Below are 18,275 nucleotides of genomic sequence, written 5' to 3' on the forward strand. Positions count from 1 at the left end.
GGGCTAGGCAATGGAGGTGGGGCCGGAATCATGCGCCAGCGATTGCTGGTTACGCCAGCCGAACAGGCCGGCCAGGGCCGCGGCGAGGCCGGCGATGACGGCCGTGACGCTGGCGATGCGCATCAGGCGGCGGCGCTGCTGGCGGGTCAGCATGGCCTTGCGGGCAGGAGTGCGGGCCAGGTCGTGCATCAGCCTGATCTCGTGCTGGCGCTCCTCGATGGCGCGGGCGAGTTCCGCGCCGTGCTCCATGCGCCGGGCCAGTTCTCGCACGGCATCCAGCTCGCGCTGGCGGATGCGCAGGCCGGTGGCCTTCAGCGGGCTGCCCAGGGCGCGGGCGCGCAGGAACAGGGCCTTGGCGGCGAGGCGGTCGGGCTGGCAGCCCCAGCCGGCTTCCAGGCAGCTGGCAAGGTTGAAGGTGGCGTCGGCATGGCCCTGTGCCGCGGCGGCGGTGTAGAGGGCCACGCCGCGCGCGGCGTCAGGGTCGCCGCCCCAGCCGGCAACGAGCATGCGGCCGAGGTGGAACTTGGCCGTCAGGCTGCCCTCAGCACTGGCGTGTTGCAGGCGCTCGCGGGCCTGCACCGGGTTGCACGGCAGGCCCAGGCCTTCGAGCTGGCAAAAGGCGAGCAGGGCCAAGCCTTCGGCATCGCCCGAGTCGGCGGCGACTCGGAACCAGTAGACGGCCTGCTCATGATCGGGCTCGACCGCGCGGAAATGCGCCAGTCCCTCGCTGAGTGGGTCGATGCTGTGCGGGTCGGGGTCGACAAGGCGCATGGTTCCTCCCTGTGCAGCGGGCTTCTTGCTGCCCGGCTTATTCGGGGCGGAAGTATGCGTGCAAATGCGGCAGCGGCGGTAGAGTGCGCGGCACGAGACTAGGAGAGCCGTTGATGGCCGAGATCCGCATCCACCGAGACCATGCCCTGGGCCTTCAGCGCGCCCGAGAAATCGCCTGGAAATGGGCCGAGCAGGTCGAGGAGAAGTTCGACATGGAGTGCACCGTTCTGGAGGGCGAGTTCAGCGACACGGTGGAGTTCACCCGCAGCGGCGTGAAGGGCGAGCTGACGGTGGCACCCGACCACTTCGAGCTGGTGGCCCAGCTTGGCTTCCTGCTCGGTGCCTTCAAGAAGACCATCGAGGGCGAGATCGAGAAGGAGCTCGACGCGCTGCTGGCCGCCGGCAAGCAGAAGGCGCCGGCAAAAAAGAAACCGGCCTGAGGCCGGTTCTGTGGGGCGCGGCGGGCGCCGGCTTACTTCAGCGACTCGATGAGGTCGATGTATTGCTGCATCGCGTCGTCATTGCTCGTGCCCTTGAGCTCGTTCCAGGCGTCCCACTTGGCGCGGCCGACCATGTCGGTGAAGCCGGGGCGCTTGCCATCGACGTCGCCGGCGCTGCCCTGCTTGTAGAGGGCGTAGAGCTTCAGCAGCGTCATGTTGTCCGGCCGCTCGGGCAGGTCCTTGGAGCCGGCGACGGCGGCTTCGAATTGGTCTTTCAGGCTCACGGGGTTCTCCAGGCTGATCAGGGGCGTCGATTCTCATGACAATCGGACGACGGGCCACCAAGTTTAGGCCCGGCCAATAACGAATCCGAGGAGACGCAGTGGGCCAGTTGAGCGAACGCATGTCCAAGGTGGATACCGCCTGGCTGCGCATGGACACCGAGGCCAATCTGATGATGATCGTCGGGGTCTGGTCCATCCGTCCCGGCATCACGCTGACTGCGCTGCGTGAGCGCGTGGCCGAGCGGCTGCTGCAGTACCCTCGCTTTCGCCAGAAGGTCGTCGAGGACGCGCTGCTGGGCGCACAGTGGGTTGTGGACCGCGATTTCGACATCGCCCGCCACGTCGTTGCCGAGGTACCGCTGCCCATGCCCGGCGAATCACGCGAGCAGGTGCTGCGCGAACGCGTCGGCGAACTCTGCTCGCAGCCGCTGGACCCGGCTCATCCGCTGTGGCAGTTCCAGCTCATCGAGGACATGGGCGACGGCACGAGCGCGCTTATTGCGCGCATCCACCACTGCATCGCCGACGGCATCGCGCTGATCGCCGTCATGCTGTCCATCACCGACGGCGGCAAGGCGCCGCCAAGGCGGGCGGTCCGGCAGCACGAGGAACACCACGACACCGACTGGCTGCTCGACGCCTTCCTGCGGCCGATGACGAACATGACCGTCAAGGCCATCGGCATGACGGGCAAGGGCGTGGCCAAGGGTATGGACCTGGCACTGCATGGCACGACGCCGATGGACTCGTCCCTGGAGATGGCCCGCATGGGCTACCAGGCCGTGTCCGACGTGGCGGCCTTTGCGCTGATGCCCGACGATTCGCCCACAAGACTCAAGGGCAAGCCCGGTGCGAAGAAGACCGTGGCCTGGGACGACAGCCTGGCGCTGGATGAGGTGAAGGCCGTCGGCAAGGCACTGGGCGCGTCCATCAACGACGTGTTGCTGGCCTGTGCGGCCGGAGCCATCGGCAAATACCTGGCCGACAAAGGCGAGGACCCTGCGGGCAAGGAGATCCGGGCGATGGTGCCGGTCAACCTGCGGCCGCTGGAGCATGCCTGGCAGCTGGGCAACCGTTTCGGCCTGGTGCCGCTGGTGCTGCCCATCGGCATCGCCAACCCGGTGGAGCGGTTGTTTGCCGTGCGGGCGCGCATGAGCGAGCTCAAGGGCAGCTTTCAGCCTGTGATGGCCTTCGGCCTGCTGTCGGTGGCAGGCCTGCTCATCAAGCCGGTGCAGCACGCGATGCTGAACATCTTCGCCAGGAAGGCGACCGCCGTCATGACCAATGTGCCGGGCCCGGCCCAGGCGCTGCAGTTCTGCGGCTCGACGGTCGAGAAGGTGATGTTCTGGGTGCCGCAGTCCGGCGACATCGGCATGGGCGTCAGCATCCTGACCTATGCCGGCCGCGTGCAGTTCGGCCTCATCACCGACACCGGCCTGTGCCCCGACCCCGAGGCCATCATCGCCAACTTCGCTCCCGAGTTCGAGAAGCTGTTGCTGCTGGCGATGATGCTGCCCTGGGAGCGGGACGAGGCCTGAGCCGCCGTCCTACTTCGGCCTGGCCGGAGCTGCCGTGCCAGCGGCGACCTTCCTGGCCTTGCCGGCCGCGGTGGGGTAGGCCATGGCCACGGTGGCCGGGTCAGCCTTCTCCAGGTAGGCCGCGTACTGCGCTTCGTCGCAGGGCTTGGCGTCGTTGTAGTAGCGGTTGTCGCCCTTGATGCGCTCGCCTGTGAAGGCGGGGCCTGCGCTGCCGGGCGGGTAGTAAGCGCTGTAGCTGGCGTAGCTCTGCGCGCAGCCGTCGCGCAACGAGGCCTGGGCATGGTCCGCAGGCGTGTTGGCGGCGAGGGCGGGTAGGGCGGACACCAGAGCGGCAATGGTGATTGCGAGAACTCTCATGGTTGACCTCCTTACTGCTGGGGGCAAACCAGAGGTTACGCCTGGGCGGGTGCAAATGCACGCGTGGCGGGCGAGGGCGGCGGGCCGCCCTCGCCGAGTCGCGGCGCGGCGCTGTCAGCGGCGGCGCGGCGAGTCCAGGTTCGCTTCGAAGGCCGCGAAATCCATTTCCCCGCTGCGGCGGGCGCGCTCGATCTCGGCGATGACCTGGCGACGCGTGAGTGCCGCCGAACGCGGTCCCGCGCCGGTGGGTTCGGTCGCGACGAGCTTGCCCGGATCGGCCGGGGCCGAGGCGGCTTCATCGCGTGCGGCGCAGTGGGCGCCGGTCGACGCCTCGCTGGATGACTCGCATGGTGCGCGACCGTTGCCCTCTTGGCCGCCGGCTGCCGGTGGGCTGGCTTGCTGAGCCAGGACCTGGCCGCAGGCCAGGACCAGGGGAAGCAGGAATCGGGTCTTCATGGGGCCTCCTGTGCGTGACTGCCACAGCGCCGGGTTCGGACGTTGTCCCGGCATCGAGGCGCCGGTGCAACGACATTAGCCCGCCCGATCCGGCGTTTCCAGGCTGGGTGGCGGGACGGTAGGCAGTTCTAAGGAAGGCCGGCCATGTGGTGGCGGGGGTGTCGGTCGGGGCGATCCAGCGGCATCGGGCGTCGGATCCGGACCAGCGGGCGACAAAAAAGGCGCTCCGAAGAGCGCCTTGTCGCTGGACGATTCGAGCCGATCAAAGGCGGAAGGGCTCGGCCTTCTTCTTGGCAGTCGGGCGGCCGGCAGCGGTCGGGTAGGCTGCCATCACCTTGGCCGGGTCGGCCTTGTCCAGGTAGGCCGCGAACTGCGCTTCGTCGCAGGGCTTGGCGTCGTTGCAGTAGCGGTTGTCGCCCTTGATGCGCTCGCCTGTGAAGGTGGGGCCAGTGCTGCCGGGCGGGTAGTAGGCGCTGTAGCTGGCGTAGCTCTGCGCGCAGCCGTCGCGCAACGAGGCCTGGGCATGCTCCGCAGGCGTGTTGGCGGCGAGGGCGGGTAGGGCGGACACCAGAGCGGCAATGGTGATTGCGAGAACTCTCATGGTTGACCTCCTTACTGCTGAGGGCATTTGCCAGCTTTGCCCTATGCGGCTGCAAATGCACGCTCGCGACCTGTGGCAGTCCAGGCAACCCCACCGCCCGTGCGCAAGCCCGATGGTGCAGCGCAGCGGCTGTTGACAAGTCGGGCGCCGCAGGCGTGCCTGAGCGGCCAAAGGCGGTTCAGGCTTTGCACTCCTGAGCGGGTGCACCTGTATTTGCTCCTGGATATTTGTCCTGCAGTTTTCGTCGAATGGGAATGTCGATATATTTCTCGATGAGTACTGACGCCGGCACGAGAATGACTGCCATCAGGATTCCGACGAGAGGCGCCATTTTTCCTGCCGTGCCGTGGCTGGCAAAAGACATGATCTGCCAGACGGGGTAGTGCAGCAGGTAAAGCGGGTAGCTGGAGCTTCCCAAGTGCCGCAAATAGGGGTCGAATCTCGTCTCCTGACTGGTGGATGCGCTTGCAATACAGAATGGAAAGATCAGGAGTGCCGACATCAGGTCCAGCACCGGGTTGAGGCCCTTGACGTTCGGTGATGCCAGGACAGCGCAAATCAACAGGGTTGCAAACGCGGGCGGAAGACGTAGGCCGACTGCTTGGCAGAAGTTTTTGTTGGATTGAAGCTTGGCGCCGATGAAAATCCCGAAAGTGGCCCTAAACAGACCGGCGCAGAGGGACTTCCAATCGGACGAAAAGCCGACATCCAAGCTGCCGTTGTCAAAAGCAGCAAGCGACATGGCCGCCGCCGAAATGACTATGACGGCCCAGACATGAAGCGACTTGAGTCGCGGCCATGCGAGCGCGTAAATCCAGTTGACGATGAGCTCGAAGAACAGTGACCAGTAAGGATTGTTCAAAGGAAACAACTGACCACCGAATATGATGCCCGAAGGGATGAAAATAGCCGTCAGCGCGACCGTCATCAGTACTTGGGTAATGGGCTCCTCGAAGCCTCCCCTTATCGTGAATTTTGCGGCCAATATAATGATGCACAACAGCAGTGAGAAAGCGAACATGGGATAGAGCCGAATGGCTCTCAGTTTCATGAAGTCGCTGACTGTCAATAGCTTGCTGTTTATCTTCCGGCCATACGCGCTTGATATGACGAAGCCGCTTAGTATGAAAAATACATCAACCGCAAGATGGCTTCTATAAAATGAAAACCCCCAGAAATCGGCGGTGTGTCGGACCAGAACGAATAAGGCGGCGATTCCGCGTATTCCGTCGAGCAGAAGATAGCGCTGCGGCTGTGCTTTCATGGTGTTCGGAATTCTTTCGGTTGACTGGCCTGAGAGGCTGCGCGACAAGGGCAATTCCAGTCTGCCAAAAGCAAATGGCCATCCCGGGATGGCCATTTGCTTTTCGAACTACGCGCCGCGCTGATTCAGCGGGCCTGGCACCCTGGGCGACCGTAGCGACGTGGATGAGTCTTGAAGGGCACGGCGCGCTTGCCGATGCGTCAGAGGCGGAAGGGCTCGGCCTTCTTCTTGGCAGTCGGGCGGCCGGCGGCGGTCGGGTAGGCTGCCATCACCTTGGCCGGGTCGGCCTTGTCCAGGTAGGCGGCGTACTGGTCGTTCGTGCAGGGCAGCAGCTTGCCCGGCTTGGCCTCGCCCTTGTACTTGCCGTTGGCGTAGACGAACTGGTACTCGTTGGTGGCGACCGGCGTGGCGATGCTGCTGGTGGTCTCGTAGCTCTTGGCGCACTCGGCGCGCAGTTCGGCCTGCTCGGGCGTGGCGTTGTTGGCGGCCTGAGCGGCGAAGACGGTCACGGCGGCGAAAGCGGGGATCAGGAACTTCATGGCGCGGTCTCGTTGGGGGGAGTGATGGGTGCGAAGCTTACGCCGCGAGGCCGGAGCCTGCACCCCCGGAGGCGCGGGAGATCGGGTCGTGATGGATGTCACGATCCGCCTTTTCGGGTGTGAATTACTCCTCGAGTTCTTCCTTGGCCAGCTCGATGTCCAGTAGCTCCATCGCGTCCATGGCCTCGCAGGCGGCCGCGTCGGCATACAGCTTCTCGGCCTCCTTCATGCGCTTGTCGCCCTCCAGCATGACGAGGCCGTTGGCTCGCTCGATCATCGCGATGGCGCTGGTCGGGTTGAGCTTGATGGCCTGTTCGAACATCTTCAGGCCGGTGGCCGTGTCGGCGCCCTGGGTGCGGCCCAGCAGCTTGCCGACCTTGTCGATGACCTCGGCATGGAAGGCGCCCAGCGCGATGTGGGCGTCGGCATGCTTGGGGGCCAGCGTGATGGTGGTTTCAAGCGCGTTCTTGACCTTGCTGCCCAGACCCTGCGCCAGCGCCTTGGCGACGCTGATGCCCTGGCCGTAGCGGCCGATGGCATAGGCCTGCCAGTACCAGGCGTTGGGGTTCTTGGGCTCCTCGATCTGCTGGGCTTCGGCGCGCTCGGAGATCTCCAGGAACATCTCCAGCTTCACCTTCTCCTTCTTCTCGAGATAGTTGGCGTAGATGCCCTGGGCCTTGTTGGCGACCGTGATGCCGGCGCCGCCGGCGGCCAGGCCCGCGTCGTAGGCGGCCTGGAATTCACCGGCGTGGAAGTGGATCCAGGCCTGAACGACGGCAGCATCCTTGGGGAAGGGTTCGGCATCGCCGGCATGCAGACGGGCCCAGTGCTTCTTCAGCGTGGCCGGCGTGTAGACAAAGGCGCTGTTGTCGTAGGGAAAGGCGGTCCACTTGGCCATCGCGATGTCTCCTTCAGGGTTGTTGGTAGTTGCCGGCGAGCTTGAAGAGGTGGTCCTTGGACGCAGGCTCGAGGTAGGGTAGCAGCAGGCTCAGCGCGTGGAAGGCGCCGCGCATCAGCGCCACGCCGGCGCGATCGGGCTCCAGCGCGTGGCGCGGGTCGCGCACATATTCGTAGCTCAGCCAGTAGCTCACCACGACGACCATGGCATTGGCCGTCGGCGCCGCCTCGCGCAGCTCCATCTTCAGCGCGCCGCCCAGGTGCAGGCCCGACAGCACGTGGCGCATCGCCTGTTCCTTGGCGGCCAGCAGGGCCTGGAAGTGGGTCTCCAGGCGGCGATTCTTGAACAGCAGGTCGTTCAGGTCGCGGTAGAGGAAGCGGTGCTTCCAGATCAGCTCGAACAGCATGTGGAAGAACAGCCAGGCGTCCTCCACGTTGCGCACGTTGTCCGCGGCGGCCAGTAGCTCGTTGAGCTCGGCCTCGTAGCGGCCGAAGAGGGCGTTGACGAGCTCGTCCTTGGCAGGGTAGTGGTAGTAGAGATTGCCCGGGCTGATCTTCAGTTCGGCCGAGATCAGGGTTGTCGACACATTCGGCTCGCCGAAGGCATTGAAGAGGTCCAGCGTGACCTCCAGGATGCGCTCGGCGGTGCGGCGGGGGCGTTTGGGTGTGGGCATGTCAGGGGCGCCCGGCCGTCCGCAGGCCCTGACGCGACCCCTCGGGGGGCAGCGAATGAAATTCGCGTGGGGGCATGTCAATCATCAGGGCATTCTGGCAGTGATCAGCACCGAAACAGGGCCAACTTTTAGAATCGAGCCCCATGCCGAATCAGACCTCCCCGCCCGCCATCTCGTTCGAGAACGTCAAGAAAACATACCGGGGAGGGCAGGTCAAGGCACTGGACGGCGTCACGTTCGACATCGCGTGCGGCGAGTTCTTCGGCCTGCTGGGGCCCAACGGTGCGGGCAAGACGACACTGATCAGCGTGCTCGCTGGCCTGGCCCGCGCCACCGAGGGCCGTGTGCGCGTCATGGGCCATGACGTGGTGGACGACTACGCCGCCGCCCGCAAGGCGCTGGGCGTCGTGCCGCAGGAGCTGGTCTTCGATCCCTTCTTCAGCGTGCGCGAGTCGCTGCGCATCCAGAGCGGCTATTTCGGCGTCAGGCACAACGACGACTGGATCGACGAGCTGCTGCACAACCTGGGCCTGACCGACAAGGCCAACGCCAACATGCGCCAGCTGTCCGGCGGCATGAAGCGCCGCGTGCTGGTGGCGCAGGCGCTGGTGCACCGCCCTCCCGTCATCGTGCTGGACGAGCCCACCGCCGGCGTGGACGTGGAGCTGCGCCAGACGCTGTGGCAGTTCATCGCCCGTCTCAACAAGGAAGGCCACACGGTGTTGCTGACCACGCACTACCTCGAGGAAGCCGAGGCCCTGTGCCAGCGCATCGCCATGCTGAAGGCCGGCCGTATCGTGGCGCTGGACCGCACCTCGCAGCTGCTGGCCGGCACGGCCAGCACCATGCTGCGCTTCAAGACCGATGCGCAGCTCCCGCCGGACATCGCCGCGCGCGCCCGCGTGACGGGCCGCATCGTGCAGGTCACGGCGCATGACGCGGCCGAGGTCGAAACCACGCTGGCCGCGCTGCGCCAGGTGGGCTGCCCTGTCGAAGACCTGGAGATCGGCCGTGCCGACCTCGAGGACGTGTTCATCGAGATCATGCAGGGAGCTCACGCATGAACGGCGCCTCCACCCTTTTCTACAAGGAAGTGCTGCGCTTCTGGAAGGTCAGCTTCCAGACCGTCGCGGCACCGGTGCTGACGGCCGTCATGTACCTGCTCGTCTTCGGCCACACGCTGGAAGACCATGTGAAGGTCTACGACAGCGTCGGCTACACGCAGTTCCTCATCCCCGGCCTCGTGATGATGAGCGTGCTGCAGAACGCCTTCGCCAACAGCTCGTCCAGCCTCATCCAGAGCAAGATCACCGGCAACCTCGTCTTCCTGCTGCTGACGCCGCTCTCGCCCCTGGCCTGGTTCGTCGCCTACGTGGGCGCGGCCGTCGTGCGCGGCCTGGCGGTGGGCACGGGCGTGCTGCTGGTCACGGCCTGGTTCGCGCTGCCGGGGCTGGACAACATCCTCTGGGTGCTGACGTTCACGGTGCTGGGCGCCGGCCTGATGGGCACGCTGGGCCTGATCGCCGGCCTGTGGGCCGAGAAGTTCGACCAGCTGGCCGCCTTCCAGAACTTCATCATCATGCCGATGACCTTCCTGTCGGGCGTCTTCTACTCGGTGCATTCGCTGCCGGGCTTCTGGCAGGGCATCAGCCACCTGAACCCCTTCTTCTACATGATCGACGGCTTTCGCCGCGGCTTCTTCGGCGTCAGCGACGTGTCGCCGTGGCTGAGCCTGGCGGTGGTGGGGATCAGCTTCGCGGTGACCGCGGGGCTGGCGCTGTCGCTGCTGAAGCGCGGCTACAAGATCCGCTCCTGAAGGCGGGTTTGCGAGGCGCCGGAGGGGCGCAGCGCGGAGCCGTCCCGAAGGATGTTTTGCGCTGCGCCGAAGGGCGCAACGCCAACCCTCCCTAAAATCTGGGGTTTTCCAGAAGGACCCGTGATGGCCGACCCGACCCCGCAAGAAGTGCGCGATTTCATTGCCGCTGGCCTGCCCTGCGCGCATCTGGAGGTCGAGGGCGACGGCCGCCACTTCTTCGCCACCATCGTGTCGGCGGAGTTCGCGGGCCTCACCCGCATCAAGCGCCACCAGCGCGTCTATGCCGCACTCGGCGAGCGCATGCGCGAGGAGATCCACGCGCTGTCGATGAAGACGCTGACACCCGAGGAGTGGACGCAATGACCGGCCTGACCCTCGCGCTTTCCAAGGGCCGCATCTTCGAGGAGACGCTGCCGCTGCTGCGTGCCGCCGGCATCGAGGTGCTGGAAGACCCCGAGACCTCGCGCAAGCTCATCCTGCCGACCAACCGCGAAGGCGTGCGCGTCGTGCTGGTGCGCGCCAGCGACGTGCCGACCTATGTGCAATACGGCGGCGCCGACCTCGGCGTGGCCGGCCGCGACGTGCTGCACGAGCAGGCGCTCGCGCAGGGCGGCTCGCACGGCCTCTACCAGCCGCTGGACCTGAAGATCGCCCGCTGCCGCATGAGCGTGGCCACGCGTGCCGACTTCGACTACGCCGCCGCCGTGAAGCAGGGCTCGCGCATCCGCGTCGCCACCAAGTACACCGAGATCGCTCGTCAGCACTTCGCAGACAAGGGCGTGCACGTCGACCTGATCAAGCTCTACGGCTCGATGGAGCTGGCGCCGCTGACCGGCCTGGCCGAGGCCATCGTCGACCTCGTCTCCACCGGCGGCACGCTGCGGGCCAACAAGCTCGTGGAGGTGGAGCAGATCATGGACATCTCCTCCCGCCTCGTCGTCAACCAGGCCGCGCTCAAGTTGAAGCGCGACGCGCTGCGCCCCCTCATCGACGCCTTCGCCGCCGCCGTCTCCGCATGAAGCTCCGCCAACTTTCGACCACCGCCGCCGACTTCTCTGCCGAGTTCGAGCGCCTGCGTCATTGGTCGGCGGAGACGGATGCCGCCATCGAAGGCCGCGTGGCCGAGATCCTGGCCGATGTGCAGGTCCGCGGCGACGCCGCCGTGCTGGACTACACCGCACGCTTCGACCGCATGCAGGTCGGCAATATGGCCGCGCTGGAGATCAACCAGGCCGAACTGCAGGCTGCGCTTGCGACCATCCCGGCTGCCCAGCGGGAGGCTCTGCAGGCCGCCGCCCGTCGCGTGCGGGCTTACCACGAGCGCCAGTTGGAGGCCTCGGGCCGCAGCTGGAGCTACCGCGACGAGGACGGCAATCTGCTGGGCCAGAAGGTCACCCCGCTGGACCGCGTCGGCATCTACGTGCCCGGCGGCAAGGCGGCCTACCCGAGCAGCGTGCTGATGAACGCCATCCCGGCCCACGTGGCCGGCGTGCAGGAGATCGTCATGGTGGTGCCCACGCCGGACGGCGTGCGCAACCCGCTGGTGCTGGCGGCAGCCGCCGTGGCTGGCGTGCACCGCGTATTCACCATCGGCGGCGCGCAAGCCGTGGCGGCGCTGGCCTACGGCACGGCGACCATCCCGCGCGTGGACAAGATCACCGGCCCGGGCAACGCCTACGTCGCCTCGGCCAAGAAGCATGTCTTCGGCCAGGTCGGCATCGACATGATCGCCGGCCCCAGCGAGATCCTCGTCATCGCCGACGGCACGACGCCGCCGGACTGGGTGGCCATGGACCTCTTCAGCCAGGCCGAGCACGACGAGCTGGCGCAAAGCATCCTGCTCAGCCCCGACGCCGACTTCCTGGACGCCGTGCGCGCCGCGATGGAGCGCCTGCTGCCCAGCCTGCCGCGCGAGGCCGTCATCCGCGCCTCGCTGGAAGGCCGCGGTGCGCTGATCCTGACGCGCTCGATGCAAGAGGCCTGCGAGATCAGCAACGCCATCGCGCCGGAGCACCTGGAAATCAGCGCCGCCGAGCCGCACCGCTGGGAGCCGCTGCTGCGTCATGCCGGCGCCATCTTCATGGGGGCCTACACCAGCGAAAGCCTTGGCGACTACTGCGCCGGTCCCAACCACGTGCTGCCGACGGCCAGCACGGCGCGCTTCTCGTCGCCGCTGGGCGTCTACGACTTCCAGAAGCGCAGCAGCCTCATCGAAGTCAGCGCCGAGGGGGCCCAGGCCTTGGGCCGCATCGCCAGCGAGCTGGCCCACGGCGAAGGGCTGCAGGCCCACGCGCGCGCGGCCGAACTGCGCCTGCGCTGAGCCGCCTGACCGGGCGCCGCCGCGCCCGAGCGACAGCTTCGTGATTGAGCGATGGCGCGTGCTTGGGCTACGCTTTCGTATGTCCTTGCGCCGCCGAAATCTCCTGCTGTCCTGTGCAGCCGCTCCGCTGACTTCTGTCGTCCATGGCGCTCCGCGTCGGCTGCTCATCCCCCATGTGTCGGCCCGCGCCGACCTGGCGAACAACTTTCCCGCCGTGCTGCTGGACCAGGCGCTGGCCGCCGCCGGCCTGCCGGTGTCGCTGGAGCCGACGCAGGAGCTGATCCCGCAGAACCGCGCGCTGCAGGAGCTGGGCCGGCGCGGCGGCCGGCTCGATGTGGTCTGGACCATGACCTCGGTGGAGCGCGAGCAGCAGGCCCGGCCCGTGCGGGTGCCCATCTTCAAGGGCTTGTTCGGCTGGCGCCTGCTGCTGGCCTCGCCCGAGGCGGCGGAGCGCATGCGCGGCGTGCAGAACCTCGCGGACCTCCGCAGGTTCTCCATGGTGCAGGGGCTGGAGTGGCCGGACACGGGCATCCTGCAGGCCAACGGGCTGAATGTGGTCGTCTCGCCCAGCTATGACGCAATGTTCAAGCAGCTGCGTCTGGGCCGGGCCGATGCCTTCCCGCGCTCGGTCGAGGAGGTCTGGTGGGAACTGGAGCGCTACGGCCAGGGCCTGACCGTCGTGCCGGACCTCTGCCTTCACTACCCGACGGCCATCTACTACTTCGTCGCCCCGTCCGACGACGAACTGGCCACCGCCATCGAGCTCGGCCTGCAGCGCCTGCGCGCCAGCGGCGCCTTTGATCGGTTGTTCATGAAGCATCACGGTGATGACCTTGCCCGTGCCAGGCTGGGCAGCCGCAGGATCATCGAGCTCCACAACCCATTGCTGCCCAAGCAGACGCCGCTGGACAAGGCCGAGCTTTGGTACAGGCCTTAGGGTTAACGTGACACGAAGTTCGTGCAACACGAACTTCGTGTAATCTTCGGGGCATGAAGAACGTCACCGTGTCCATGGACGACGCCGTGGCCGAATGGGCCCGACTGGAGGCGGCGCGGCGCAACACCAGCGTCTCGCGCCTGTTGGGCGAGCTGCTGGCCGAGAAGATGCAGCATGACGACGCCTACGAGCGCGCGCTGCAGGACTGGCTGCATCGCGAGCGGTCCTGGTCGTCGGACGGCCGGCCCTATCCGGGCCGGGGTGTGCTTTGAGCGCCGCCCCCGTCTTTGTCGACACCTCGGTGCTGCTGTTCAGCGAGGACGGCGCCCGCCCGTCCGAGCGCGAGCAGGTGCTGGCCTGGCTGCGCGAACTCTGGTCCACGCGCCGCGGCCGCGTCTCGGTGCAGGTGCTGAACGACTTCTACCTGCTGGCCACTCGCCAGATCAGCCCGGCCATGCCGCAAGGCGATGCGCGCGCCGAAGTGCGGCGCTACCAGCACTGGCGCCCCTGGGGCGCCGACCAGGCGACTGTTGAATCCGCCTGGTCTCTGGAAAGCCGCTTCGGCCTTCCGTTTGCCGACGCCCTCGTCGTCGCCAGCGCCAAGGCCCAGGGCTGCACCCGGCTGCTGAGCCTGGCCCTGCCGCACGACGCCGTCTACGACAGCGTGCAGATCCTCAATCCACTCGTCACCGCGCCATGACTGCTTCGCTGGACCAAGCCCTCGCTCAGATCCGCCCCGACGTGCGTGCGGCCCATGCCTACGTCGTGCAGCCCAGCACCGGCCTGCTGAAGCTCGACGCGATGGAGAACCCCTACCGCCTGCCGCCCGCGCTGCAGCAGGCGCTGGGCGCGCGCCTGGGCGCGGTCGCGTTGAACCGCTACCCGGCCGAGCGCACCGCCGAGCTGGGCCGTGCGCTGGCCCGTCATGCCGGCGTGGGCGACGATGTGGGCGTCACGCTGGGCAATGGCTCCGACGAGCTGATCGGCCTGCTGACGCTGGCCGTGGCCAGGCCCGGGGCCACCGTGCTGGCGCCGGTGCCCGGCTTCGTCATGTACGAGGCGCTGGCGCGCCAGCAGCGGCTGGAGTTCATCGGTGTGCCGCTGCGCGCCGACGACTTCGAGCTGGACGAGGCCGCCATGCTGGCCGCCATCGAGAAGCACCAGCCCGCGCTGATCTACCTGGCCTACCCCAACAACCCCACCGCCACGCTGTGGGACGCCGCAGTCATCGAGCGCATCGCCCAGGCCGCGCCGGGACTGGTCGTCATGGACGAGGCCTACCAGCCCTTCGCCAGCCAGGACAGCCTCGCGCTGATGGCCCGCCAGAAGAACGTGCTGGTCATGCGCACCATGAGCAAGTTCGGCCTGGCCGGCGTGCGCATCGGCTACCTGCTGGGGGCACCCGAGCTGGTCGACCAGGTCGAGAAGCTGCGCCCGCCCTACAACATCAGCGTGCTCAACGCCGAGGCCGCCTTCTTCGCGCTGGAGCATGCCGAGGTCTACGCCGCACAGGCGGCCGAGCTGCGCCAGCAGCGCCAGCGCGTCTTCGCGGCGCTGCAGGCGCTGCCCGGCGTCACACCCTGGCCCAGCCAGGGCAATATGATCCTCGCCAGGGTGCCCGACGCAGCCGCCACCTTCGCGGCGCTCAAGGCCCGGGGCGTGCTGATCAAGAACGTCTCGGCCATGCACCCGCTGCTGGCGAACTGCTTGCGTTTCACGGTCGGCACGCCCGACGAAAACACCCGCCTGTTGGCCGAACTCCAAGCCTGTCTGTCATGAGCAACCCCCGCATTGCCGAAGTCACCCGCAACACCCGCGAGACGCGCATCACGGTGCGCGTCAACCTGGACGGTACGGGCCAGTCCAAGCTGCACACCGGCATCGGCTTCTTCGACCACATGCTTGACCAGATCGCCCGCCACGGCCTGATCGACCTGGACATCCACTGCGAGGGCGACCTGCACATCGACGGCCACCATACCGTCGAGGACGTCGGCATCACGCTCGGCCTGGCCGTGGCCAAGGCGGTCGGCGACAAGGCCGGCCTGACGCGCTACGGCCACAGCTACGTGCCGCTGGACGAAGCGCTGTCGCGCGTCGTCATCGACCTCTCCGGCCGCCCGGGCCTTCACATGGACTGCAAGTTCACGGCCGGCAGCATCGGTGCCTTCGACACCCAGCTCACCTTCGAGTTCTTCCAGGGCTTCGTCAACCACGCGCTGGCCACGGTCCACATCGACAACCTGAAGGGCCACAACGCCCACCACCAGGCCGAGACCATGTTCAAGGCCTTCGGCCGCGCGCTGCGCATGGCCACGACGGCCGACCCGCGCTCGGCCGGCGTGATCCCGTCGACGAAGGGCACGCTGTGACGAAAACGGTCGCCGTCGTCGATTACGGCATGGGCAACCTGCGCTCGGTGTCGCAGGCCGTCATCCATGCCGCTGAGGGCCAGGGTTTCGACGTGGCCATCACCTGCGATCCCGCGGTGATCCGCGCCGCCGAACGCGTCGTGCTGCCCGGCCAGGGTGCCATGCGTGATTGCATGGCCGAGCTCGCCGCCTCGGGCGCCAAGGAAGCCGTGCTGGAAGCCGCCGCCACCAAGCCGCTGCTGGGCGTGTGCGTTGGCATGCAGATGCTGCTGGACCACAGCGAGGAGCAGGACACGCCGGGCCTCGGTCTCATCCCCGGCCGCGTGCAGCGCTTCCGGCTGGAAGGCCGGCTGCAGGAGGACGGCAGCCGCTTCAAGGTGCCGCAAATGGGCTGGAACCGCGTGCACCAGCCCCGTGCCCATCCCGTGTGGGACGGCATCCCGGACCAGAGCTGGTTCTATTTCGTGCACAGCTTCTATGCGACCACCGCGTTGCCGGAACACAGCGTCGGCGAGACCGACTACGGCCTGCGCTTTACCTGTGCAGTGGCCCGGGATAATATTTTTGCGACCCAATTCCACCCCGAGAAAAGTGCCGCGCTGGGCCTCGCCCTCTACCGCAACTTCCTGCACTGGAAGCCCTGAGGATCGCCCACCCCATACCGGCTTCGCCGGCCCCCTCAAGGGGGCGCCGCTGGTGGCCCGGCAAAGCCGGATCCACGACGGCCACTCGGTCAGACACCACGCCCTCCAACCCTTGTTTTGATCTAGCCCCGGCCATGCTGCTGATCCCTGCCATCGACCTGAAAGACGGTCGCTGCGTCCGCCTCAAGCAAGGCGACATGAACGACTCCACCACTTTCGGCGAAGACCCCGCCGCGATGGCCCGCCGTTGGCTCGACGCCGGCGCGCGCCGCCTGCACCTGGTGGACCTGAACGGCGCCTTCGCGGGCAAGCCGGTCAACGAGCCCGCCATCAAGGCCATCATCAAGGAGGTGGGCGACGAGATCCCCATCCAGCTCGGCGGCGGCATCCGCGACCTCGACACCATCGAGCGCTACCTGGACGACGGCCTCTCCTACGTCATCATCGGTACGGCCGCGGTCAAGAACCCCGGCTTCCTGAAGGATGCTTGCAGCGCCTTCGGCGGCCACATCATCGTGGGTCTGGACGCCAAGGACGGCAAGGTCGCCACCGACGGCTGGAGCAAGCTGACCGGCCATGAGGTGATCGATCTGGCGCAGAAGTTCCAGGACTACGGCGTCGAAGGCGTCATCTACACCGACATCGGCCGCGACGGCATGCTGACCGGCATCAACATCGAGGCCACCGTCAAGCTGGCCCAGGCGCTGACAATCCCCGTCATCGCCTCGGGCGGCCTGTCCGACATCGCCGATATCGAGCGCCTGTGCGCGGTCTTTGGCGACGGCGTCGAGGGCGTCATCTGCGGCCGTTCCATCTACACCGGCGCACTGGACTTCGCCGCCGCCCAGACCCGCGCCGACGAGTTGATGGCGGCGGCCGGCTGATCGCTCAGCCGCGGCGGCGCCGCGCGGCCAGGGCCAGCACGCCCAGGCCGCCCAGCATCAGCGCGTAGGTCTCGGGCTCGGGCACCGGCACGAGCAAGGCACGAATCTCGCCGCCGCCGAAGCTGCTGGTGTGCACGTTCAGGTAGGCATTGCCGCTGTTCAGGCCGGCCACCAGCGCATTGAAGGCCGTACCCACCGTGCCGCCGTTGGCCGTCACGAAGGTGGCGTTGTAGCTGCCGACCAGGGACATGTCGAAGGTGTGGTCATAGCTGCCCGCCTGCACGCCGGTTGGGAAGCCGGTGAAGCTGGGCGTCTGCGTCGCCACGCCGACGTTGCTGGCGCCGGGCGTCGCGGTGCAGCAGTGGATGTGCGATGCCGTGGTCGTGCCCACCAGGTCGGCAAACGTCGCCTGGACCCGCATCGTCAGCAGGTCGAAGTCCACGGTCACGATGGCGAAGCCACTGCCGGTCGTCGCGGCGGCCGGGATTTCGCTGCTGCCCAGCAGGCTGGCGGAATAGACCTGTTGATGGGCATGGGCGGGCAGGGCGGCGGCCAGACTGGCGGCGAGCAGTGCAGGGGCGAACATTCGCATCGTCGTCTCCGTGGGGTGGGTTGAGCAGCCGCGATTGGGCGACGCTTCCCTGCCCCTGCGAAGCCCTAATCAGGAAAGGAATAATCCAGGCTGGTTTTCCGTCTGCCCCAACCATGCTCGCCAAACGCATCATTCCCTGCCTCGACGTCACTGCCGGCCGCGTGGTCAAGGGCGTCAACTTCGTCGGCCTGCGCGATGCGGGCGATCCGGTGGACATCGCCGCGCGCTACAACGAGCAGGGGGCAGACGAACTGACCTTCCTCGACATCACCGCCACCAGCGATGGGCGCGACCTCATCCTGCATATCATCGAAGCCGTGGCGAGCCAGGTCTTCATTCCGCTGACGGTGGGTGGCGGCGTGCGCTCGGTCGCCGACGTGCGCCGGCTGCTGAACGCGGGTGCCGACAAGGTTTCTTTCAACTCCGCCGCGGTCGCCGACCCCGAGCTGATCCGCGCCGCCAGCGACAAATACGGCGCCCAGTGCATCGTCGTCGCCATCGACGCCAAGCGCCGCGCGGACGATGATCCGAGAGGGAAGGGCTGGGACGTCTACACCCATGGCGGCCGCAAGAACGTCGGCCTGGACGCCGTGGCCTGGGCGAAGCAGATGGCCGAGTTCGGCGCCGGCGAGATCCTACTGACCAGCATGGACCGCGACGGCACCAAGAGCGGCTTCGACCTCGAACTGACCCGCGCCGTGTCCGACGCCGTGCCCGTTCCCGTCATCGCCTCGGGCGGCGTCGGCACGCTGGACGACCTGGCCGACGGCATCACCAAGGGCGGCGCTGATGCGGTGCTGGCCGCCAGCATCTTCCACTTCGGCCAGCACACGGTCGGCGAAGCCAAGGCCTTGATGGCGGCGCGCGGGATTCCGGTGCGCCAGTGACC

At 67.2% G+C, this 18,275-nt stretch carries 25 protein-coding genes; 15 read left to right on the forward strand and 10 right to left on the reverse strand.

The window, feature by feature from the left end:
- Nucleotides 1-3: 3 nt before the first annotated feature.
- Nucleotides 4-771, reverse strand: coding sequence for a tetratricopeptide repeat protein (locus AC07VX_RS13555; RefSeq protein ID WP_493165248.1), 768 nt, complete (start codon nt 769-771; stop codon nt 4-6).
- Between the two features lie 113 nt (nt 772-884).
- Here AC07VX_RS13555 and AC07VX_RS13560 point away from each other — a divergent pair, with 113 nt between their 5' ends.
- Nucleotides 885-1,211 carry a polyhydroxyalkanoic acid system family protein gene (locus AC07VX_RS13560; RefSeq protein ID WP_493165249.1) on the forward strand — a complete coding sequence of 109 codons (327 nt, stop codon included), beginning with the start codon at nt 885-887 and terminating at the stop codon, nt 1,209-1,211.
- 32 nt (nt 1,212-1,243) lie between these two features.
- Here the strand turns inward: AC07VX_RS13560 and AC07VX_RS13565 are convergent, their stop codons facing one another.
- Nucleotides 1,244-1,495 (reverse strand): acyl-CoA-binding protein, encoded by a 252-nt coding sequence (locus AC07VX_RS13565; RefSeq protein ID WP_493165250.1) that lies wholly within the window; start codon nt 1,493-1,495, stop codon nt 1,244-1,246.
- Between the two features lie 119 nt (nt 1,496-1,614).
- Between AC07VX_RS13565 and AC07VX_RS13570 the strand changes: the two genes are divergently transcribed.
- Nucleotides 1,615-3,033 carry a wax ester/triacylglycerol synthase family O-acyltransferase gene (locus tag AC07VX_RS13570; protein ID WP_493165481.1) on the forward strand — a complete coding sequence of 473 codons (1,419 nt, stop codon included), beginning with the start codon at nt 1,615-1,617 and terminating at the stop codon, nt 3,031-3,033.
- Between the two features lie 9 nt (nt 3,034-3,042).
- Here the strand turns inward: AC07VX_RS13570 and AC07VX_RS13575 are convergent, their stop codons facing one another.
- The 7 genes from AC07VX_RS13575 to AC07VX_RS13605 form a co-directional block, all read right to left on the reverse strand.
- Nucleotides 3,043-3,390, reverse strand: coding sequence for a hypothetical protein (locus tag AC07VX_RS13575; protein ID WP_493165251.1), 348 nt, complete (start codon nt 3,388-3,390; stop codon nt 3,043-3,045).
- A gap of 114 nt (nt 3,391-3,504) precedes the next feature.
- Nucleotides 3,505-3,846: a hypothetical protein gene (locus tag AC07VX_RS13580; protein ID WP_493165252.1), complete on the reverse strand. Its 342-nt coding sequence runs from the start codon at nt 3,844-3,846 to the stop codon at nt 3,505-3,507.
- Between the two features lie 262 nt (nt 3,847-4,108).
- Nucleotides 4,109-4,447: a hypothetical protein gene (locus AC07VX_RS13585; protein WP_493165253.1), complete on the reverse strand. Its 339-nt coding sequence runs from the start codon at nt 4,445-4,447 to the stop codon at nt 4,109-4,111.
- Nucleotides 4,448-4,625: 178 nt separating this feature from the next.
- Nucleotides 4,626-5,807 (reverse strand): acyltransferase family protein, encoded by a 1,182-nt coding sequence (locus AC07VX_RS13590; protein WP_495122013.1) that lies wholly within the window; start codon nt 5,805-5,807, stop codon nt 4,626-4,628.
- A 104-nt stretch (nt 5,808-5,911) separates the two neighbouring features.
- Complete coding sequence (locus tag AC07VX_RS13595; protein ID WP_493165255.1) at nt 5,912-6,250, reverse strand: hypothetical protein; 339 nt, start codon at nt 6,248-6,250, stop codon at nt 5,912-5,914.
- 124 nt (nt 6,251-6,374) lie between these two features.
- Nucleotides 6,375-7,148 (reverse strand): hypothetical protein, encoded by a 774-nt coding sequence (locus AC07VX_RS13600; RefSeq protein WP_493165256.1) that lies wholly within the window; start codon nt 7,146-7,148, stop codon nt 6,375-6,377.
- 13 nt (nt 7,149-7,161) lie between these two features.
- Nucleotides 7,162-7,821: a TetR/AcrR family transcriptional regulator gene (locus AC07VX_RS13605; RefSeq protein WP_493165257.1), complete on the reverse strand. Its 660-nt coding sequence runs from the start codon at nt 7,819-7,821 to the stop codon at nt 7,162-7,164.
- Between the two features lie 143 nt (nt 7,822-7,964).
- Here AC07VX_RS13605 and AC07VX_RS13610 point away from each other — a divergent pair, with 143 nt between their 5' ends.
- From AC07VX_RS13610 to hisA, 12 genes are all read left to right on the forward strand, one after another.
- Nucleotides 7,965-8,885 carry an ABC transporter ATP-binding protein gene (locus tag AC07VX_RS13610; RefSeq protein ID WP_493165258.1) on the forward strand — a complete coding sequence of 307 codons (921 nt, stop codon included), beginning with the start codon at nt 7,965-7,967 and terminating at the stop codon, nt 8,883-8,885.
- The gene (locus AC07VX_RS13615) at nt 8,882-9,637 is read left to right on the forward strand and encodes an ABC transporter permease (RefSeq protein WP_493165259.1); all 756 of its coding nucleotides are present in this window, start codon (nt 8,882-8,884) and stop codon (nt 9,635-9,637) included. The genes AC07VX_RS13610 and AC07VX_RS13615 overlap by 4 nt, the downstream gene beginning before the upstream one ends.
- 123 nt (nt 9,638-9,760) lie before the next feature.
- Entirely contained in the window at nt 9,761-10,000 is a 240-nt protein-coding gene (locus tag AC07VX_RS13620; protein WP_493165260.1) for a BolA family protein, read from the forward strand.
- Nucleotides 9,997-10,656, forward strand: coding sequence for an ATP phosphoribosyltransferase (gene hisG / locus AC07VX_RS13625; RefSeq protein WP_493165261.1), 660 nt, complete (start codon nt 9,997-9,999; stop codon nt 10,654-10,656). Before AC07VX_RS13620 ends, hisG begins: the two co-directional genes overlap by 4 nt.
- On the forward strand, nt 10,653-11,957 hold the full coding sequence (gene hisD / locus AC07VX_RS13630) for a histidinol dehydrogenase (protein WP_493165262.1): 1,305 nt from the start codon (nt 10,653-10,655) through the stop codon (nt 11,955-11,957). The genes hisG and hisD overlap by 4 nt, the downstream gene beginning before the upstream one ends.
- A gap of 79 nt (nt 11,958-12,036) precedes the next feature.
- Nucleotides 12,037-12,894: a substrate-binding periplasmic protein gene (locus AC07VX_RS13635; RefSeq protein ID WP_495122014.1), complete on the forward strand. Its 858-nt coding sequence runs from the start codon at nt 12,037-12,039 to the stop codon at nt 12,892-12,894.
- Nucleotides 12,895-12,947: 53 nt separating this feature from the next.
- Nucleotides 12,948-13,166, forward strand: a complete 219-nt coding sequence (locus AC07VX_RS13640) for a CopG family transcriptional regulator (protein WP_493165264.1) — start codon at nt 12,948-12,950, stop codon at nt 13,164-13,166.
- Entirely contained in the window at nt 13,163-13,594 is a 432-nt protein-coding gene (locus AC07VX_RS13645; RefSeq protein ID WP_493165265.1) for a PIN domain-containing protein, read from the forward strand. The genes AC07VX_RS13640 and AC07VX_RS13645 overlap by 4 nt, the downstream gene beginning before the upstream one ends.
- The gene (hisC, locus tag AC07VX_RS13650) at nt 13,591-14,673 is read left to right on the forward strand and encodes a histidinol-phosphate transaminase (RefSeq protein ID WP_493165266.1); all 1,083 of its coding nucleotides are present in this window, start codon (nt 13,591-13,593) and stop codon (nt 14,671-14,673) included. The genes AC07VX_RS13645 and hisC overlap by 4 nt, the downstream gene beginning before the upstream one ends.
- Nucleotides 14,670-15,266: an imidazoleglycerol-phosphate dehydratase HisB gene (gene hisB / locus AC07VX_RS13655; protein ID WP_493165267.1), complete on the forward strand. Its 597-nt coding sequence runs from the start codon at nt 14,670-14,672 to the stop codon at nt 15,264-15,266. Before hisC ends, hisB begins: the two co-directional genes overlap by 4 nt.
- Nucleotides 15,263-15,910, forward strand: a complete 648-nt coding sequence (gene hisH, locus AC07VX_RS13660) for an imidazole glycerol phosphate synthase subunit HisH (RefSeq protein ID WP_493165268.1) — start codon at nt 15,263-15,265, stop codon at nt 15,908-15,910. Before hisB ends, hisH begins: the two co-directional genes overlap by 4 nt.
- Before the next feature lie 134 nt (nt 15,911-16,044).
- Nucleotides 16,045-16,794, forward strand: a complete 750-nt coding sequence (gene hisA / locus AC07VX_RS13665) for a 1-(5-phosphoribosyl)-5-[(5-phosphoribosylamino)methylideneamino]imidazole-4-carboxamide isomerase (RefSeq protein ID WP_493165269.1) — start codon at nt 16,045-16,047, stop codon at nt 16,792-16,794.
- Between the two features lie 4 nt (nt 16,795-16,798).
- On the opposite strand, the gene AC07VX_RS13670 is transcribed toward hisA, so the two are convergent.
- Entirely contained in the window at nt 16,799-17,386 is a 588-nt protein-coding gene (locus tag AC07VX_RS13670) for a CHRD domain-containing protein (RefSeq protein ID WP_493165270.1), read from the reverse strand.
- A 113-nt stretch (nt 17,387-17,499) separates the two neighbouring features.
- On the opposite strand from AC07VX_RS13670, the gene hisF reads away from it, so the two are divergent.
- Nucleotides 17,500-18,273 (forward strand): imidazole glycerol phosphate synthase subunit HisF, encoded by a 774-nt coding sequence (hisF, locus tag AC07VX_RS13675; protein WP_493165271.1) that lies wholly within the window; start codon nt 17,500-17,502, stop codon nt 18,271-18,273.
- Nucleotides 18,274-18,275 lie beyond the last annotated feature (2 nt).

The sequence above is a fragment of the Roseateles sp. GW821-FHT03B02 genome (genome assembly GCF_059421025.1).

Excerpts from the sequence above, each read along its gene's own strand:
- AC07VX_RS13555 (WP_493165248.1), bottom strand. The coding sequence starts at position 771 with ATGCGCCTTGTCGACCCCGACCCGCACAGCATCGACCCACTCAGCGAG.
- AC07VX_RS13560 (WP_493165249.1), top strand. The coding sequence starts at position 885 with ATGGCCGAGATCCGCATCCACCGAGACCATGCCCTGGGCCTTCAGCGC.
- AC07VX_RS13570 (WP_493165481.1), top strand. The coding sequence starts at position 1,615 with ATGTCCAAGGTGGATACCGCCTGGCTGCGCATGGACACCGAGGCCAAT.
- AC07VX_RS13575 (WP_493165251.1), bottom strand. The coding sequence starts at position 3,390 with ATGAGAGTTCTCGCAATCACCATTGCCGCTCTGGTGTCCGCCCTACCC.
- AC07VX_RS13580 (WP_493165252.1), bottom strand. The coding sequence starts at position 3,846 with ATGAAGACCCGATTCCTGCTTCCCCTGGTCCTGGCCTGCGGCCAGGTC.
- AC07VX_RS13585 (WP_493165253.1), bottom strand. The coding sequence starts at position 4,447 with ATGAGAGTTCTCGCAATCACCATTGCCGCTCTGGTGTCCGCCCTACCC.
- AC07VX_RS13590 (WP_495122013.1), bottom strand. The coding sequence starts at position 5,807 with ATGGCCATCCCGGGATGGCCATTTGCTTTTGGCAGACTGGAATTGCCC.
- AC07VX_RS13595 (WP_493165255.1), bottom strand. The coding sequence starts at position 6,250 with ATGAAGTTCCTGATCCCCGCTTTCGCCGCCGTGACCGTCTTCGCCGCT.
- AC07VX_RS13600 (WP_493165256.1), bottom strand. The coding sequence starts at position 7,148 with ATGGCCAAGTGGACCGCCTTTCCCTACGACAACAGCGCCTTTGTCTAC.
- AC07VX_RS13605 (WP_493165257.1), bottom strand. The coding sequence starts at position 7,821 with ATGCCCACACCCAAACGCCCCCGCCGCACCGCCGAGCGCATCCTGGAG.
- AC07VX_RS13610 (WP_493165258.1), top strand. The coding sequence starts at position 7,965 with ATGCCGAATCAGACCTCCCCGCCCGCCATCTCGTTCGAGAACGTCAAG.
- AC07VX_RS13615 (WP_493165259.1), top strand. The coding sequence starts at position 8,882 with ATGAACGGCGCCTCCACCCTTTTCTACAAGGAAGTGCTGCGCTTCTGG.
- AC07VX_RS13620 (WP_493165260.1), top strand. The coding sequence starts at position 9,761 with ATGGCCGACCCGACCCCGCAAGAAGTGCGCGATTTCATTGCCGCTGGC.
- hisG (WP_493165261.1), top strand. The coding sequence starts at position 9,997 with ATGACCGGCCTGACCCTCGCGCTTTCCAAGGGCCGCATCTTCGAGGAG.
- hisD (WP_493165262.1), top strand. The coding sequence starts at position 10,653 with ATGAAGCTCCGCCAACTTTCGACCACCGCCGCCGACTTCTCTGCCGAG.
- AC07VX_RS13635 (WP_495122014.1), top strand. The coding sequence starts at position 12,037 with ATGTCCTTGCGCCGCCGAAATCTCCTGCTGTCCTGTGCAGCCGCTCCG.
- AC07VX_RS13640 (WP_493165264.1), top strand. The coding sequence starts at position 12,948 with ATGAAGAACGTCACCGTGTCCATGGACGACGCCGTGGCCGAATGGGCC.
- hisC (WP_493165266.1), top strand. The coding sequence starts at position 13,591 with ATGACTGCTTCGCTGGACCAAGCCCTCGCTCAGATCCGCCCCGACGTG.
- hisB (WP_493165267.1), top strand. The coding sequence starts at position 14,670 with ATGAGCAACCCCCGCATTGCCGAAGTCACCCGCAACACCCGCGAGACG.
- hisA (WP_493165269.1), top strand. The coding sequence starts at position 16,045 with ATGCTGCTGATCCCTGCCATCGACCTGAAAGACGGTCGCTGCGTCCGC.
- AC07VX_RS13670 (WP_493165270.1), bottom strand. The coding sequence starts at position 17,386 with ATGCGAATGTTCGCCCCTGCACTGCTCGCCGCCAGTCTGGCCGCCGCC.
- hisF (WP_493165271.1), top strand. The coding sequence starts at position 17,500 with ATGCTCGCCAAACGCATCATTCCCTGCCTCGACGTCACTGCCGGCCGC.